Below are 15,930 nucleotides of genomic sequence, written 5' to 3' on the forward strand. Positions count from 1 at the left end.
CAGTTTTTGTTGACCACTACACTGGAAAGCACAGTCCGTTATCTGGGCATTGAAGTCGATGATGCGTTAGGGATCTCTGAATCGATTGAAGTCTAAAGTTGTCAGGGCTGCAACAGCAGCCCTGTGCCAGGAACAGACGTTACTTACCTCGCGATATATTAATTTATGGTGAGCTGGTCACATGTTTGGTAAACATGTGTCAAATATTTAGTGGTGTAAGTGAATATCGACATCAGATTGCTGAAATAATGATGCAGAACGCGGTCTAATTAATTAGGGCGCAACTGCGCCCTTTAATAACCCGTCATGTGATAAACCCAATCTTTTGTCTGCCGTCTAATTTCACGACTCAATGTTTGGGGCAGTATTTCATTTGGAGTTAGGTCGTCCTTAATCCAATTAAAAGCATGATTAAACATATAAAGCAATATCGCCTCGTTATTCTCAAAGTAATCGATAGCTTCTTCTATAAGGGGAGCTCTTAGCACCAGCCTTCTATCATGAGATACAGCATCTTTCAGCTTTTCATAATCGATGAAATGATGGTTGAATATGTCAATTTCGTTATTAAAAGTTATATAGTCCTTGTGTTCATCTTGGAGATAATAGTCTTCCTCTACAAAATTATCTAAGTCATGTTGTTCTAAATTATCTAATAATGATTTGGCGAGCCTTATCAGATCTTTGTCGGATTCTGAAAGCATTGCCATCCTCCAGGAATTTTTGGATTCAACACATAATTTATCTGAATCTGTGAAGGTGACTTTTTTGGACTGGTGTCCTTTTGAGGTTATTTCTTGAACTATTTCATCCAGACATTCTTTTGAAAATGGCTTCCAGAACATCTCAGGATCATTATGGCTATCCGCCATTACGATGGAGACCAAAACAACTTGAGTTTCCAACTGTTGCCAGTACATAAAGTCAGATAGATCGATCTGTATATCAGGGGTATTTCCAACCGTTGATTTAATTTGAACCGCAAAAAAGTCCCCAGTTGATATTTCATCTTCAAAAATTTCAACTTGAGCATCTATGCCAACATCAATATCAAGCAATCGGCAAGGCCAATTAAAATAGCGAACTATCCAATAAGCAAAATATAGCTCACCTGCTCTTCCTGTTACTCCGGTGCTTTTGTATTTTTTCATAGCTTAGCTCATAGCTCTTCCTTTTCGCTGAGTTAGACAGGTTACACCCTAGCTAATTGTCTGCCAACTGAATGGTTAATATGAATTGCAACTGTTCCTGTAGTCACTTTCGTGAGAGCAGACCACAAAAGTGACTACTTCCGCTCTTCGCTCATAACAGACATTCACTACAGTTATGGTAGAAGGTATGTATGCTGATTGGGGAAAGTGTGAAAGAAAAGAAGACTGCTGCGCTGTTTGTCGTCACGTTTATCTTCATTGGCTATGCAAGTCATAATACAAGGTGGGACAAAACTGAGACACATAAGGCCTCACAATGGCTTGCAAGGCTTTACATGTTTTGATGTGGTGGGACGTGTGAGCGCAGTGTTGATGGGGTAATACTTTGAATTAGAAGCGGATTCTTATAATTCGTAATGCGAAGGTCGTAGGTTCGACTCCTATTATCGGCACCATTTAAATCAATAAGTTACCTCGCATTTAAGTAAACCACGTTCTCCTCCTGTGCCGTATTTGTGCCATTGCAACCCTGGCAATTAATCAAAATACTGTTATGACATCAGGCAATGCAGGTGCAGACATTTAAGCCAATTGCTGCCGCCATTCCTTGACGTGGTCAATCAGGGCGCGGAGCTTTGGTGCAATATTGCGACGCTGAGGGAAATACAGATAGAAGCCTGGAAATTGTGGAAGAAAGTCATCAAGCAGCGATACAAGCTTACCGCTTTCAATATACGGCCTGAAAGTTTCCTGAGTGGCAATTGTTATGCCTGCGCCGGCAAGAGCCAGCCTCGACATCAGACGCAGATCATTAGTCGTAATCTGCGGTTCAATCGCAAGGTCGAAAGCTCTCCCGTTTTCTTCAAATGGCCAGCGATAAGGCGCAACATCCGGGGATTGACGCCAGCCGATACACTTATGATTCACAAGTTCACGCGGATGAACAGGTGTGCTGTTGGCTGCGAGATAGGAGGGAGAGGCAACGACCATTTCACGCTGCCTGCCGGTAACGGGCACAGCAATCATGTCTTTTTCAATGACCTCTCCGAGCCTTACGCCAGCATCGTAACCTGCGGCCACGATATCGAATTCCTCATCCGTGACAACAATATCAAGCGTAACGGCTGGATTGGCTGCTGCAAACGAAGCGATTAGCGGACCTGAAAGAAATTCTTCAGCTATCGACGTCACCGCGATTCTGAGAAGTCCACGTGGTACATGATCAGAAACCATCTCTTCGAACGCTGCCTCAATACCGGATAAAGGTAATGACAGCGATTTATGCAGCCGTTCTCCCGCTTCCGTCAAATTAACTGAGCGCGTGGTCCGCATTACAAGCATTGTCCCGAATGCATCTTCAAGGCGTCTTATTCCCTGACTGACCGCTGAACGGGTAACGCCCAGCCGTGCAGCGGCTTTACTGAAATTACTCTCTTCTGCTACCGCGATAAAAATGGGTAAAAGATTAAGATCGATTTTCATTGTTTAATGCCGCTAACCACTGAGTACATTGAAAGCAGGATACTGGAACCAATCATAAAGTTCTATTCTCTCTCCGAACACATTTGAAGGAGAACGTAATGGATAAGGTCATATTAATCACCGGCGCATCAAGTGGTATTGGGGAAGGCATTGCCAGAGAGCTGGGAACGACAGGTGCAAAGGTTTTACTGGGAGCACGCAGACTTGAGCGTATCGATGCCATTGCAACAGAAATCTGCCGCGCAGGAGGAATTGCTAAAGCGCGGGAGTTGGATGTCACAGACCGACAGTCCATGGCAGATTTCGTGCAAGCAGTGCTGGATAGCTGGGGGCGAGTTGATGTTCTTATCAATAATGCGGGCGTTATGCCGCTTTCACCGCTTGCAGCAGGAAAACAGGATGAATGGGAGCTCACTATTGATGTGAATATCAAGGGGGTACTCTGGGGAATTGGCGCTGTACTTCCGGTGATGGAAGCGCAGGGTTCCGGTCAGATAATCAATCTTGGTTCTATTGGTGCCCTTTCAGTTGTGCCCACAGGCGCAGTCTATTGTGCATCAAAATTTGCAGTACGGGCTATTTCTGATGGCTTACGGCAGGAAAGCTCGAAAATCCGCGTGACCTGCGTAAATCCTGGCGTTGTCGAAAGTGAACTGGCTTCCACCATTACCCATGTGGAAACCATGAAGGCAATGGACGCCTACCGTTCTGTTGCACTTCAACCCGTGGATATTGCCCGTGCTGTAAGGCATATTATTGAATCTCCCGAAAGCGTTGATACAACCGAAATTACCATCAGACCCACCGCGTCTGCAAACTGAAGGATAACGTTTATATTCACGTTTTATTAAATAAATCGAGAGCAAAATTTATATATCCTTCTGTTTTGCATAGCAAGATTCATGATGTTTAGCATTGTTCAGTCCGAAGAAATAAGAGGTTAATGCTGGCGTAATGAATAGGCCAGCATTAATCACAGATGATTGCCAATCAGACAGATATTGTTAAACCGTCTAATTCATAATCAACACTTTTTCTTACGCCGCTGAATAGCGTGAAAAACAGTGAAAGGATGTTTATTTTAAATATCACTAAAGTAAATTGTTTTATGACGTTATTAATAGAAGTGGAGGAACAAATAGGCGTACTCTACAACGGCAACAAAAACAACGATATTGATCAGTTTATTACTGATTCTCTGTATATTATTCTCTTTCATTTGTAGTTCCTCGCTTTAAAAAATAGTGCGCTTCGTAAGCGTCCCTATATAAATAACGAGTTTGGTCAACCAGTTTTTTGAGATGTATCACAAATTTGAATAGATGTATTACATCAGCTATTATTTATTGCACCAAAGTCATCGATATACGTCACCTGAAATCAGCTCCGGGGATGAGTCTGTTCTCCCGAGCGGCCTTATCCTGGCGTTCGCAGGCGCAGAGTGAGCACACTGCACCTCTTCAGAGTGCCGCAGCTCTCAGGATGTTATACAAGGTCGGATAAGACGCGTCGCATCCGACAACCGATGCCTGATGCGCCGCTGACGCGACTTATCAGGCCTACGGGGTGAACTGAACTGTAGATATCGATACTGGAGATCTGGAATACATATAGAGTTCGAATTTGTTCAATCGTTTTACTACTGGGTGAATTAGTGATAATCACCTCTCTAAGCAGAAAATAGATATTTAATCCATTAACGGAAACCAGCCAGTTCCTTTCGATGCCTGAATTTGATCCCATAGTTTATCCGGAATGGTTAATTCAGGAACGAGTTGTGGATTAAGGGTTGTTTGAATTTCATGACTTTTTCCTGATTCAGCTAAAGCCACCCACTCTGGATTTATCACCAGCCCTTTACCGATCGCAACAAGTGGCAGGCCAGCGGAAATTGCTTCTTGAGCCTGAGAAGGTGTGCGTATTTTACCTGCGGCGATTACCGGCACTCTGCCTGCAATATGATTTAAAATCAGCTCAATGGTTCGGGGGCCATTTGGCGATTCTACAGGGTAGCTATCGTTAACACTGACCAGCGAGGTATGTATATACGAAATACCGGATGAAATGAGCCGATCAAGGAGTTTATAAGTATCCTCTATCCGCAGTCCCCCTGTTGCAGATTCTTCAGGAGATATTCTGTAACCGATGGCAAAGGGCTTTGTCGCATATTCATAGACGACATTTTTGACTTCCTGTAATACGGCCAGCGGGAAGCGCATACGTCCTTCGAGATCTCCTCCCCATCGGTCATTACGCTGGTTAAATAGAGGGGAGAAGAAATTCTGCAGAAGGAATCCGTGCGCGCCATGAAGTTCAACGCCATCAAAACCTGCTTTAATCGCCCTTTTTGTGACATCTCCGAATGCTCTAATGGTTTCCTGAATTTCGTTTTCAGTCATTTCCCTGCTTTGTACGACTCTCTTCATAAAGTCACCAGATTTTACGCTTGATGCGCTGGCACTAATAACATCGTTATTTGGCACAAGCTCCGGGATGGCTTTATTACCGGCGTGGAAAATCTGCAAAATAGCCGGAGCACCGCCACTTTTGGCAGCAGTCGCTAACTTTTCAAGGCTGTTAATGAAACGGTCGTCATACGCGGCAAATTCATGAGTAAACCCAATGCCGCTTGGTGTGACATAGGTACATCCTGTTATTACTAAACCAACATTTTGTGAGCGACGTTTATAAAATTCGAGTTCTTGCTCAGAGATGGTTCCATCAGGATTCGCTGACCAGGTCGTCATAGGTGCCATAACGATACGATTACGTAGCTTTATTTTTTCTGTCAGCATAAAAGGAGAAAACAATGATGGGCGTTTATTTGACATAACAATACCTCAAATGTTTATCTGATTTTGATGCGTATATTTTAACTGGTGACTTGTCGCCAGCTTTGGAACCACGATTTCTGGTTTTATTTATAATTACTTCAAAGATTTGCTTATAATCTTAATAAGTTGAGCTGCTGTTTTTTTTATGCTTTTGTTTCTTTAATAAAATTTCTTTTTGAGTGGTTTTATTATTGTCGTGTAGTCAATAAAGGATAAATATCAGGGAGATAGTGAATTTCCCCGCAGCATTTTTATAAATGTGTTTTATAAAAAGGAATTAATTTATCGAGCGCCTGTTTCACAGGTTCTGGCTTATCATACAAGTCGTAATGTGAATAACCTTCAACCACGACCAGCTCTTTATGTTTTGAGGCAGCGCGGCCAATAATTTCGCAGCCGTCACGATAGGCACCAAAAGCGCCCACTCTATCACCCACTACAACCATTAGTGGTTGAGTTAACAGGACTTCTGCAAGATGAAAAGCATCCCAGCCCACTGCAACAGTCTGATGTGAAAATAGCGAACGATTTACCCCATTAGGCGCACAGCCTCGTGGCGAACGATAATATTCTGTGGCTTCAAAAAGGTCTATTTCTGTTAATCCCGCTTCAAGAGCTGCATCCGGAGAAGAGGGGAGTAAATCATCTACGCGAAGTTTTGCACCGTTAGCTTCGTCTGTTCTTTGTTGCGCCATTGCTTCGAGTGCTCCGACAGGGTTAAATGCCGAAAAACCTTCACGCATAAGACGCCCGTAGTTTGCACCCGTGACAGTACCAATGGCTTTAATTCGACGTTCTGTCATTGCGGCATTAATGGCATATCCACCACCCCCGCAAATGCCCAGGACGCCAATACGCCCGGCATCAACGTAAGGTAAGGTGGTAAGGTAATCAACGACAATGCTGAAGTCTTTTACTCGCATTGTTGGATCTTCCAGATAACGCGGTTCTCCACCGCTGCTTCCCTGAAAACTGGCATCATAAGCAATGACGATAAAGCCAGCTTTTGCCAGGGCGGCACCATACACGCTACCCGATGTCTGTTCTTTGCAGCTTCCAATTGGATGGGCGCTGATAATAGCAGGATACTTTTTTTCACTATTAAAATCGTCAGGGAAATAGATATCAGCAGCTATATCCCAGTAAGTGTGTTTTATCGAAACAGTTTTCATTTCAAGCTCCGGGGATTTGCCTAAACAGATTTAAATATCATTTCTATTATCCGCAACTGGCATTCGTGTTCTTATCGCGAACGGCGTAATAGTATGACTTGTATTGGTTATCATCAATGGTCTAATATCTATCACAGTGTTAAGTTAAGGTTTACAATGATGAAAATAGAGCCTTCAATTTTGCCTTCTCTTGCCTGGTTTGCGCTGATTGTTCGCGCCGGAAGTTTCTCCAGAGCAGCCTCTGAAATGGGTATTACGCGGGCCGCATTGTCCCAGAATTTAAAATCTCTTGAGGAACGTCTTAACACCAAGCTGATATACCGTACGACCCGCAATATGTCGCTTACCGAGGAAGGCCAGCGTCTGTATGAAGTGCTGGTGTCGGCTTTGGGGCAAATTGATGATGCTTTGAAAGATGTCGGTGATACCCAGCTTGAACCTACTGGCCTGTTGAGAATAAATTCCTCCCGTGTTGCAGCAAGGATGCTTGTTGAGCCTCATATTGGCGAGTTTCTTACTCGTTACCCCAAAACAAAGATAGAACTCATTATGGATGACGGTTTATCTAACATTATTGCGGACGGCTGTGATGTGGGCATACGCCTTGAGCAAGGACTGGATGAGCATATGACTGCCGTTCCTGTTTCTCCGCTTATTAAACTGGTTACCGTGGCATCGCCAGATTATTTAAGAGAACACGGTATTCCTGAAACGCCTCAGGAACTGAGTAACCATAATTGCCTTCGATTGCGGCATAAAAGTAGCGGAGCACTCTCAGCATGGGAGTTTTCTAATGTCACGGGGAATAATGAAGAGTTCGAAATAGAGGTGTCAGGTAAGTATATTTCTAATGATGACGAAAGCATGATACGAATGGCGCTGAATGGAACGGGTATCATTCAACATCTGGATTTTGCAATCGCTGAACATATCAATGCGGGCAAGTTACAGCCGATTCTTGAGGATTGGGCCGTTTCATTTCCTGGATTTTATATTTATGTTTCCTCACGAGTGAGAATGCCCTCTAAAGTTCGTGCTTTTATTGATTTTATGGTGGAGAAAAGAGTAAAGCTCGAAAATTGATGATGTGTTTCTGGGCGAATATCGGTAAGAAGAATAACACCATCGTGAGGACGCGTTTTCATAATAAATATTCTGATAATTAATGCTTGTTTTCGCTACAGCCATAATATCAATTATCATTATCACCAGTAATGTGGCTAAAATAATTGCATCTATGAGCCCCTTCATGAGTGTCCCATGAAGACATGGTTCAGAAGTATGTAAAGTCAGGCAAGCTTATTCATATGTTGCAGGAGGGGTGTCCAACTTTTCCGGGATATTACCTTTACTACCCCAGCCGCAAGCAGCATCCGCCTGCTTTTGCGCTGCTGATTGATGCACTTCGCTATTCAGAGTAACGGGTCCACATTTTATTGTGGGCCCGTTTAGGTATTAGCGGCCTACGCGTGCCTGGTGCTCAGGCGAGTAACGTTCACCGACGATTTTAATTGTTTCCAGTGCCTCGGTTATCTGCTGCGTATCTTTCTGCGAAAGAACAATGTCGACAGCACCTAGGTTTTCTTCCAGCCGATGCAGTTTAGTGGTGCCTGGGATGGGTACAATCCATGGCTTTTGTGCTAACAGCCATGCCAGTGCGATTTGTGCAGATGTTACCCCTTTCTCCACGGCCAGTTCACCTAACAAGGTGACCAGTTTTTCATTGGCTTCAATGGCTTGTGCCGCGAAACGCGGTACGGTGCTGCGGTAATCATCTTTGCCGAAAGTGGTTCCTGGTTTAATCGACCCCGTCAGGAAACCTTTACCTAGTGGGCTGAAGGGGACAAAACCAATCCCCAGTTCCTCCAGCAACGGCAGAATTTCCTGTTCAGGCTCACGCCACCACATGGAATACTCGCTTTGCAGGGCGGTGACAGGTTGTACCGCATGTGCACGACGAATGGTTTGTGCTCCCGCTTCAGACAGGCCGAAATGTTTGACTTTACCTTCTGCAATTAGGTCTTTCACCGTTCCTGCAACATCTTCAATAGGAACATCCGGATCAACACGGTGTTGATACAGAAGGTCAATAACATCTGTCTTAAGGCGGCGTAATGAGCCTTCAACGGCTTCACGGATATGCTCCGGGCGGCTGTTTAAAATCTGCTGCTTATTATCATCGCCGAAGGTAAAACCGAATTTAGTGGCAATCACCACACGGTCACGAAACGGTTTTAAGGCTTCGCCGACCACTTCTTCATTCAGATACGGACCATACACTTCGGCGGTATCGAAGAAGGTGACGCCACGTTCAACCGCAGCACGAATAAGTTCGATAGCCTGACGGGTATCGGTCGCCGGGCCGTAGCCGTGGCTTAAGCCCATGCAACCGAGCCCAAGGGCGGAGACTTCGAGTCCGGATTTACCCAGATAACGTTTTTGCATTGAATGAATACCTCTTTTATCGCGGCTTAAACATCAAGTTTGCGGCCAGTCAGCCATTCCACCATTGCGGGATCGCGGTGAGAGAAGAACGCGCTGGTTGCGGTATCCAGGGCGGTAATTTGCAGCATATCTTCAGGGCTGAGTTCAAAATCGAGAATGTTGATGTTCTCTTCCATGCGTTCTTTTCGCACTGATTTTGCCAGTGAAACAATGCCTCGTTGGTAGATCCAGCGCAGAACAACCTGGCCCACGCTTTTGCCATACTTCGCGCCGATTGCCGTGAGAACAGGATGCTGGAACAGACCATTTTTCCCTTCCGCAAACGGTGCCCAGGCTTCTGGCTGAATACCACGACTTTGCATCCACGGAACGGCCTGTAATTGCTGGTTGAAGGGGTTAACTTCAATCTGGTTTACCGCCGGAACGACTTTATTAAAGGCGATAAGGTCAGCCAGTCGGTCAGGATGGAAGTTACTGACGCCAATAGCGCGGATCTTGCCTGCCTGTTGCAGTTCTTCCATGGCGCGCCAGGCACCGTGGACATCACCGTAAGGCTGATGAATCAAATACAGGTCAACGTAATCAAGTTGCAGTCGATTCAGAGAGCGTTCGAACTGGGCTTTGGCCCCTTCGTAACTGGTATCCTGCAACCAGAGTTTCGTGGTGACAAAGAGCTCGTTACGCGCAATGCCGCTTTGTTTCAGTGCGTTCCCGACCTGGGTTTCATTTTGATAGGAGGCGGCGGTGTCAATCAGTCGATAACCGGTGTTAATAGCGTCAATGACCGCTCTTTCGCATTCGGCGGCATCGGTCATCTGAAATACACCAAAGCCCAGCAGGGGCATTTCAATACCGTTGTTCAGTTTTACTTTTTGCATGGTGTTATCCTTCCGTTATCGTTCATGAGAAGCATAACGTAAAGGGAAGAGCTCGATTAGACGGCAGGATTTGTCAGGGGTTATGAACGAAATTCATAAATCTGTTTGAGTGTTGAGATGAGTAGTGCAAGTTCGATATCCCCGGAATTTACTGTCCGATGAAGGAAAATGAATATCCATAAAAAATATATTGGTTTATCCTGGTGTATATACCTACTTCGACGTATTGTCAATCGTGGTAAATTAAAGGTAGGTCATTATTATTCACTCTGAATAATGAATTATTCACTGTCCGCAGAGTAAGAAATATAACTTAGGTAGCTATTTAATGACTTGCACAAAAAGCTAAATTTTCACCCATAAATAAAAATATAATCCCGCGCCCAACCACCTGATGAGTGGCTACAGGCACTGGATATATTAGGTGGCGGTGTACTTTCTTACATAAAGGTATTTCCTTTTCTGCGGAAAAGGAAACCGGGAAATTCCAGGCTTTTCTGACAAGCAGACGCCATTATTTGTGTCTGCCTATGTTCGTTAATTCGTTCATCAGGAAATTATCTCAATGTCACGTTATAAAACAGGTCATAAACAACCACGATTTCGTTATTCAGTTCTGGCCCGCTGCGTGGCGTGGGCAAATATCTCTGTTCAAGTTCTTTTTCCACTCGCAGTCACCTTTACGCCAGTAATGGCGGCACGTGCGCAGAATGCGGTTCAGCCACGGTTGAGCATGGAAAATACCACGGTAACTGCTGATAATAATGTGGAGAAAAATGTCGCGTCGTTTGCCGCAAATGCCGGGACATTTTTGAGTAGTCAGCCAGATAGCGATGCGACACGTAACTTTATTACCGGAATGGCCACCGCTAAAGCTAACCAGGAAATCCAGGAGTGGCTCGGGAAATATGGTACAGCGCGCGTTAAACTGAATGTCGATAAAGATTTCTCGCTGAAGGATTCTTCGCTGGAAATGCTTTATCCGATTTATGATACGCCGACAAATATGTTGTTCACTCAGGGGGCAATACATCGTACAGACGATCGTACTCAGTCAAATATTGGCTTCGGCTGGCGTCATTTTTCAGGAAATGACTGGATGGCGGGGGTGAACACCTTTATCGACCATGATTTATCCCGTAGTCATACCCGCATTGGTGTTGGTGCGGAATACTGGCGCGATTATCTGAAACTGAGCGCCAATGGTTATATTCGGGCTTCTGGCTGGAAAAAATCGCCGGATATTGAGGATTATCAGGAACGCCCGGCGAATGGTTGGGATATCCGCGCAGAGGGCTATTTACCTGCCTGGCCGCAGCTTGGCGCAAGCCTGATGTATGAACAGTATTATGGCGATGAAGTCGGGCTGTTTGGTAAAGATAAGCGCCAGAAAGACCCGCATGCTATTTCTGCCGAGGTGACCTATACGCCAGTGCCTCTTCTGACACTGAGCGCCGGGCATAAGCAGGGCAAGAGCGGTGAGAATGACACTCGCTTTGGCCTGGAAGTTAACTACCGAATTGGCGAACCTTTGGCGAAACAACTCGATACGGATAGCATTCGCGAGCGTCGGGTACTGGCAGGCAGCCGCTATGACCTGGTTGAGCGTAATAACAATATCGTTCTTGAGTATCGCAAATCTGAAGTGATCCGTATTGCTCTGCCTGAGCGCATTGAAGGTAAGGGCGGGCAGACGGTTTCCCTGGGGCTTGTGGTGAGCAAAGCAACTCACGGTCTGAAAAATGTTCAATGGGAAGCGCCATCTTTGCTGGCCGCAGGCGGAAAAATTACCGGGCAGGGTAATCAGTGGCAAGTGACGCTCCCGGCTTACCAGGCAGGCAAAGACAATTATTATGCGATTTCTGCGGTTGCCTACGATAACAAAGGCAATGCCTCAAAACGCGTGCAGACAGAGGTGGTCATTACCGGAGCAGGTATGAGTGCCGAGCGCACGGCGTTAACGCTTGACGGTCAGAGCCGTATCCAAATGCTTGCTAACGGTAGTGAGCAAAAGCCACTGGTGCTTTCTCTGCGCGATGCAGAGGGGCAGCCAGTTACGGGTATGAAAGATCAGATCAAGTCTGAGCTGACGTTCAAGCCAGCTGGAAATATTGTGACTCGTACCCTGAAGGCCACTAAATCACAGGCACAGCCAACACTGAGTGAGTTCACCGAAACTGAAGCTGGGGTGTACCAGTCTGTCTTTACTACCGGAACGCAATCAGGTGAGGCAACGATTACGGTTAGCGTTGATGGCATGAGCAAAACCGTCACTGCAGAATTGCGCGCCACGATGATGGATGTGTCGAAGTCTACTCTGAGCGTGAATGAATCTTCAGGAGACGTGGTTGCCGATGGTCAGCAATCCCACACGCTGATGCTGACTGCGGTGGATACTGATGGCAACCCGGTGACGGGAGAGGCCAGCCGCTTGCGATTTGTTCCGCAGGATAGCAGCGGTGTCACCATTGGTACCATTTCGGAGGTAAAACCAGGCGTTTACAGCGCTACGGTTTCTTCGACCCGTGCCGGAAACGTTGTTGTGCGTGCCTTTAGCGAGCAGTATCAGTTGGGCTCATTACAACAAACGCTGAAGTTTGTCGCCGGGCCGCTTGATGCAGCACATTCGACCATCGCCCTGAATCCGGATAAACCGGTGGTTGGCGGTACAGTTACGGCAATCTGGTCGGCAAAAGATGCTAATGACAACCCTGTAACTGGCCTCAATCCGGATGCACCGTCATTATCGGGCGCAGCCGCTGCAGGTTCTAAGGCCTCAGGCTGGACGGATAATGGCGACGGGACCTGGACTGCGCAGATTTCTCTCGGCACTACGGCGGGTGAATTAGAGGTTATGCCGAAGCTCAATGGGCAGAACGCGGCAGCGAATGCGGCTAAAGTGACCGTGGTGGCTGATGCGTTATCTTCAGGCCAGTCGACAGTCTCTGTGGCAAAAGATCACGTAAAAGCAGGAGAAAGCACAACCGTGACGCTTATTGCAAAAGATGCGCATGGCAACGCTATCAGCGGCCTTTCCCTGTCGGCAAGCCTGACAGGTGTTGCGTCTGAAGGGGCGACGGTATCCAACTGGACCGAGCAAGGCGATGGTTCCTATGTCGCTACGCTGACCACAGGCGGAAAGACAGGTGAGCTTCTTGTCATGCCGCTATTCAACGGTCAGCCAGCAGCCACCGATGCTGCGCGGTTGACTGTCGTTGCAGGGGAGATGTCATCAGCGAACTCTACGCTTGTTGCTGACAATGAGGCTCCGACCGTCAAAACGACGACGAAACTCACCTTCACCGTGAAGGATGCGTACGGGAACCTTGTCACCGGGCTGAAGCCAGATGCACCGCAGTTTAGTGGTGCCGCCAGCACGGGGTCAGTGCGACCTTCAACAGGAGACTGGACAGAAACAAGTAATGGGGTCTACGTGGCGACCTTGACTCTGGGATCTGCCGCGGGCCAGTTGTCTGTGATGCCGCGAGTGAACGGCCAAAATGCCGTTGCTCAGCCACTGGTGCTGAATGTTGCAGGCGATGCTTCCCAGGCAGTGATCAGTGATATGACGGTGAAGGTTGATAACCAGCTGGCAAATGGACAGTCGACTAACCAGGTAACCCTGACCGTTGTGGACACCTATGGTAACCCGTTGCAGGGACAAAATGTGACGCTGACTCTGCCGGAAGGAGTAACCAGCAAGACGGGGAATACGGTAACAACCGATGCGGCAGGTAAAGCCGACATTGAGCTGATGTCAACGGTTGCCGGGGAACACAGCATCGCGGCTTCGGTGAATGGTGCTAAGAAGACGGTTACGGTGAAATTCAAGGCGGATTTCAGTACCGGTCAGGCGACCCTGGAGGTTGACACCGCCGCGGAAAAAGTGGCAAACGACAATGATGCCTTTACGCTGACGGCAACGGTTAAGGATCAATACGACAACCTTCTGCCTGGCGCTGTGGTCGTCTTTAATCTGCCTCGGGGCGTCAAACCGCTTGCAGACGGTAATATCATGGTGAACGCCGACAAGGAGGGTAAAGCGGTACTGAAAGTGGTTTCCGTGACTGCCGGAACGTATGAGATCACGGCGTCAGCAGGAAATGACCAGCCTTCGGATGCGCAGACTATAACGTTTGTGGCCGATAAGGCTACCGCAACCGTCTCTGGTATTGAGGTGATTGGCAACTACGCACTGGCGGATGGCAAAGCCAAACAGACGTATAAAGTTACGGTGACTGATGCCAATAACAACCTGTTGAAAGATAGCGAGGTGACGCTGACTGCCAGCCCGGCAAATTTAGCTCTGGATCCGTCAGGCACAGCGAAGACCGATGAGCAGGGGCAGGCTATTTTCACCGCCACGACCACTGTCGCAGCGAAATATACACTCACGGCGAAAGTGAGTCAGGCCGACGGTCAGGAATCGACGAAAACTGCCGAATCTAAATTCGTCGCGGATGATAAAAACGCGGAGCTCGAGGCCTCAACTGATACACCTTCTCTGGTGGCGGATGGGGTAACGACCGCAACACTGACGGTTACCCTGTTCTCGGCAAACAATCCCGTAGGAGGAAGTATGTGGGTCGACATTGACGCTCCGGAAGGGGTGACAGAGGCGGATTATAAGTTCCTGCCGTCGAAGGCCGACCATTTCTCGAGCGGGGAAATCAAGCGCAAATTTAGTACCAGCAAGCCAGGTGTCTATACGTTCACATTCAACGCACTGACGTATGGCGGGTACGAAATGAAGCCTGTGAAGGTGACAATTAACGCCGTTGCTGCAGATACTGAAAAGGGCGAGGAGGAGATGCCATAATTTGAATAGTATGAACGTTACGATCTAATAAAGAATAATGGCATTGAAATATTCAATGCCATTATTCACTGAATACCTTGCCTGATATTGATTAAATAGTATCAGGCAAGGATAAAACTCAATAAGACATAGCGACAAACTAAACCGGACGAACGGGGATAAAAATTTCGCAAACAACATCATTGCCATCCTTTTCTACGAAATCTTCATTGTAATAAAAGCGCTCAATATCGCTGCCGTTCACTCTGGCTAACCCCCTGGCAGGCAACTCTATCAGATAGATGTTCCGAACCCAGTCAGAGTAATGTTCCCAATTTCCTTCATAACGGAAAGAGGCATAAAGTCCTCGGGTCGTTGTCCACTCTTTCGGCATGTCAGCATATTCACATACCGTACCAGCAAAGGTTTCAACTGTGAGTAAATCGACCGACTTTGTTGATGGTTTAAACGTTGAGACGAAATAGATATCCGTCTTAAAATCCTTCATACACCTGGCTAAATGATGACGCCGCAATTTGACTTCTTCATCCGGTGATTTATTCGATATTTCAGCATCATACTTAAATGAATTGCCAAAAATACGTGTTTCAGGAAAATGAATTAATGTGCAATCAGTTTTTGTATGTTGGCGTGCTAAAAATGGAGGGAAGATATTTTCCAGATCCCAATAATCACGGAGCCGGTATTCTCGGGGAGAGCATCCGAACAACTTTTTAAATTCGCGACTGAATGACTGCTGTGAATCAAAATGCAAAGATAGTGCAATATCAAGCATAGATTTCGCTGTAAGTCGGACAAGAATAGCTGCCCGGCAAAGTCTTCGTTTGCGAATGTATTCTCCCAGCGGCACATGCATGAAGTTTCTGAACAGGAGCTGGATATTGCGTCTACTGTAGCCTGATTTCTGTGCGATATCTTCGATTGAGATAGGGTTACCGAGATTGCACTCAATCCACTCCAGGAGCTGCTGCAAAATCTTCTGCCTGATCATAACATTCTCCATTTACCCTTCGCCATTTCGTACATTTTTCGTATGACAAAGGCTATTAGTGTATCAAAAACAGAAAGGGCCGAGGCCAGGCGACTGACAGTATCTCAGATTGTTGACGAAGCTTGTTGTGTATGCCGGAACTTATCCAGACTACAAAA

Annotated in this window: 11 protein-coding genes and 1 pseudogene; 4 read left to right on the top strand and 8 right to left on the bottom strand. The window is 46.6% G+C overall.

What is annotated here, in order from left to right; translation table 11 throughout:
* Positions 1 to 293 precede the first annotated feature (293 nt).
* Positions 294 to 1,151: a DUF4365 domain-containing protein gene (locus D9736_RS22290; RefSeq protein ID WP_130259181.1), complete on the bottom strand. Its 858-nt coding sequence runs from the start codon at positions 1,149 to 1,151 to the stop codon at positions 294 to 296.
* A gap of 582 nt (positions 1,152 to 1,733) precedes the next feature.
* Entirely contained in the window at positions 1,734 to 2,633 is a 900-nt protein-coding gene (locus tag D9736_RS22295; protein ID WP_130259182.1) for a LysR family transcriptional regulator, read from the bottom strand.
* A 98-nt stretch (positions 2,634 to 2,731) separates the two neighbouring features.
* Here D9736_RS22295 and D9736_RS22300 point away from each other — a divergent pair, with 98 nt between their 5' ends.
* Positions 2,732 to 3,454 (top strand): SDR family oxidoreductase, encoded by a 723-nt coding sequence (locus tag D9736_RS22300; protein ID WP_130259183.1) that lies wholly within the window; start codon positions 2,732 to 2,734, stop codon positions 3,452 to 3,454.
* Between the two features lie 296 nt (positions 3,455 to 3,750).
* On the opposite strand, the gene ykgR is transcribed toward D9736_RS22300, so the two are convergent.
* The 3 genes from ykgR to D9736_RS22315 all read right to left on the bottom strand — a co-directional run bounded on the left by ykgR (position 3,751) and on the right by D9736_RS22315 (position 6,639).
* A complete protein-coding gene (gene ykgR / locus D9736_RS22305) occupies positions 3,751 to 3,852 on the bottom strand; it encodes a small membrane protein YkgR (protein ID WP_130259184.1) in 102 nt (33 codons plus the stop codon).
* Between the two features lie 469 nt (positions 3,853 to 4,321).
* Positions 4,322 to 5,464, bottom strand: a complete 1,143-nt coding sequence (locus D9736_RS22310) for an NADH-dependent flavin oxidoreductase (protein ID WP_130259185.1) — start codon at positions 5,462 to 5,464, stop codon at positions 4,322 to 4,324.
* 254 nt (positions 5,465 to 5,718) lie between these two features.
* Positions 5,719 to 6,639, bottom strand: a complete 921-nt coding sequence (locus D9736_RS22315) for an alpha/beta hydrolase (protein WP_130259186.1) — start codon at positions 6,637 to 6,639, stop codon at positions 5,719 to 5,721.
* Between the two features lie 156 nt (positions 6,640 to 6,795).
* Between D9736_RS22315 and D9736_RS22320 the strand changes: the two genes are divergently transcribed.
* Positions 6,796 to 7,722, top strand: coding sequence for a LysR family transcriptional regulator (locus tag D9736_RS22320; RefSeq protein ID WP_130259187.1), 927 nt, complete (start codon positions 6,796 to 6,798; stop codon positions 7,720 to 7,722).
* 179 nt (positions 7,723 to 7,901) lie between these two features.
* Positions 7,902 to 8,060: pseudogene (locus D9736_RS22325) on the top strand (LysR family transcriptional regulator); the annotation flags it as partial.
* Between the two features lie 34 nt (positions 8,061 to 8,094).
* Here D9736_RS22325 and D9736_RS22330 read toward each other — a convergent pair.
* Both D9736_RS22330 and D9736_RS22335 read right to left on the bottom strand, forming a co-directional pair.
* A complete protein-coding gene (locus D9736_RS22330) occupies positions 8,095 to 9,084 on the bottom strand; it encodes an aldo/keto reductase (protein WP_130259188.1) in 990 nt (329 codons plus the stop codon).
* Positions 9,085 to 9,110: 26 nt separating this feature from the next.
* The gene (locus tag D9736_RS22335; protein WP_130210798.1) at positions 9,111 to 9,962 is read right to left on the bottom strand and encodes an aldo/keto reductase; all 852 of its coding nucleotides are present in this window, start codon (positions 9,960 to 9,962) and stop codon (positions 9,111 to 9,113) included.
* 565 nt (positions 9,963 to 10,527) lie between these two features.
* Between D9736_RS22335 and fdeC the strand changes: the two genes are divergently transcribed.
* Positions 10,528 to 14,781, top strand: coding sequence for an inverse autotransporter adhesin FdeC (gene fdeC / locus D9736_RS22340; protein ID WP_130259189.1), 4,254 nt, complete (start codon positions 10,528 to 10,530; stop codon positions 14,779 to 14,781).
* Positions 14,782 to 14,920: 139 nt separating this feature from the next.
* Here the strand turns inward: fdeC and D9736_RS22345 are convergent, their stop codons facing one another.
* Positions 14,921 to 15,772 carry a helix-turn-helix domain-containing protein gene (locus D9736_RS22345; RefSeq protein ID WP_130259190.1) on the bottom strand — a complete coding sequence of 284 codons (852 nt, stop codon included), beginning with the start codon at positions 15,770 to 15,772 and terminating at the stop codon, positions 14,921 to 14,923.
* Positions 15,773 to 15,930 lie beyond the last annotated feature (158 nt).

This window comes from Escherichia sp. E10V10 (assembly GCF_004211985.1).
Taxonomy (GTDB): Bacteria; Pseudomonadota; Gammaproteobacteria; order Enterobacterales; family Enterobacteriaceae; genus Escherichia.

Coding starts and splice junctions, on each gene's coding strand:
- D9736_RS22345 (WP_130259190.1), bottom strand. CDS start 15,772: ATGATCAGGCAGAAGATTTTGCAGCAGCTCCTGGAGTGGATTGAGTGC.
- D9736_RS22290 (WP_130259181.1), bottom strand. CDS start 1,151: ATGAAAAAATACAAAAGCACCGGAGTAACAGGAAGAGCAGGTGAGCTA.
- ykgR (WP_130259184.1), bottom strand. CDS start 3,852: ATGAAAGAGAATAATATACAGAGAATCAGTAATAAACTGATCAATATC.
- D9736_RS22335 (WP_130210798.1), bottom strand. CDS start 9,962: ATGCAAAAAGTAAAACTGAACAACGGTATTGAAATGCCCCTGCTGGGC.
- D9736_RS22310 (WP_130259185.1), bottom strand. CDS start 5,464: ATGTCAAATAAACGCCCATCATTGTTTTCTCCTTTTATGCTGACAGAA.
- D9736_RS22315 (WP_130259186.1), bottom strand. CDS start 6,639: ATGAAAACTGTTTCGATAAAACACACTTACTGGGATATAGCTGCTGAT.
- D9736_RS22300 (WP_130259183.1), top strand. CDS start 2,732: ATGGATAAGGTCATATTAATCACCGGCGCATCAAGTGGTATTGGGGAA.
- fdeC (WP_130259189.1), top strand. CDS start 10,528: ATGTCACGTTATAAAACAGGTCATAAACAACCACGATTTCGTTATTCA.
- D9736_RS22320 (WP_130259187.1), top strand. CDS start 6,796: ATGATGAAAATAGAGCCTTCAATTTTGCCTTCTCTTGCCTGGTTTGCG.
- D9736_RS22295 (WP_130259182.1), bottom strand. CDS start 2,633: ATGAAAATCGATCTTAATCTTTTACCCATTTTTATCGCGGTAGCAGAA.
- D9736_RS22330 (WP_130259188.1), bottom strand. CDS start 9,084: ATGCAAAAACGTTATCTGGGTAAATCCGGACTCGAAGTCTCCGCCCTT.